This is a genomic window from Ileibacterium valens, from assembly GCF_001945525.1.
Taxonomy (GTDB): Bacteria; Bacillota_I; Bacilli_A; order Erysipelotrichales; family Erysipelotrichaceae; genus Ileibacterium; species Ileibacterium valens.
Window position 1 is genome coordinate 1 of record NZ_MPJW01000246.1, and the last position, 752, is coordinate 752.

Genomic DNA, 752 nt, shown 5'->3' on the forward strand with positions numbered 1-752 from the left:
ACTCAAGCGAATCAATAGAAATTTAAGTGCTTTACCTGCCCGATAAACTTGGGTCACTATCTAAGAATGAGCATTTTTGAAATGTTTAGATATTGGAGAATGTGACATACAAGGAGGGCATTCCAATGAGTAAATCTAAAGCACAAATGAATAGAATTCGAGGAGAAATAATTCAAATGAAAGAAAACTGTATGGGGCTAAAACCCAACTTCAGTGCAGTAGGCCGTCAGCTGGGTATAACCAGACAGACTGCAGCTAAGCTCTGGAACGATCCAGTTGCTCCATCCAAACCAAGACAGAAGAAGAAATCAAAATTTGATCCCTATTATAACGAGATTCGCGAAATGTTTGAATCGAACTCAACGGCAACGATAAAGGCAATATACAAATTCTTTGAAAATAAATATCCTGCTGTATTCACCAGTTACAACTCATTTAAAGCTTATATTCGAGCCAATAAGCTTAAAGACGCTGCTGAGCAGAATCGCCTCGTTCATATTCGTTATGAAACCGAGCCAGGAAAAGAAGTTCAATTTGACTGGAAAGAAAACTTGCGAATGACTCTGACAACTGGTGAAGTCATCGAATTCAATCTCTTTGGGGCTGTGTATGGTTATTCCAGATTTACAAAATTCATATTTTCAAAAACAAAGACAACAGTAGATGTCCTCAGGTGTCTGATTGATTTAATGGTTTCAGCGGGAGGCTGTCCTTCGGAGTTTAAAACCGACAATATGAGTGCAGTGGTCACT

At 38.7% G+C, this 752-nt stretch carries 1 pseudogene; it reads left to right on the top strand.

From position 1 onward, the window contains the following. Positions 1-125: 125 nt before the first annotated feature. Positions 126-752, top strand: a pseudogene (locus BO222_RS11565) (hypothetical protein); the annotation flags it as partial.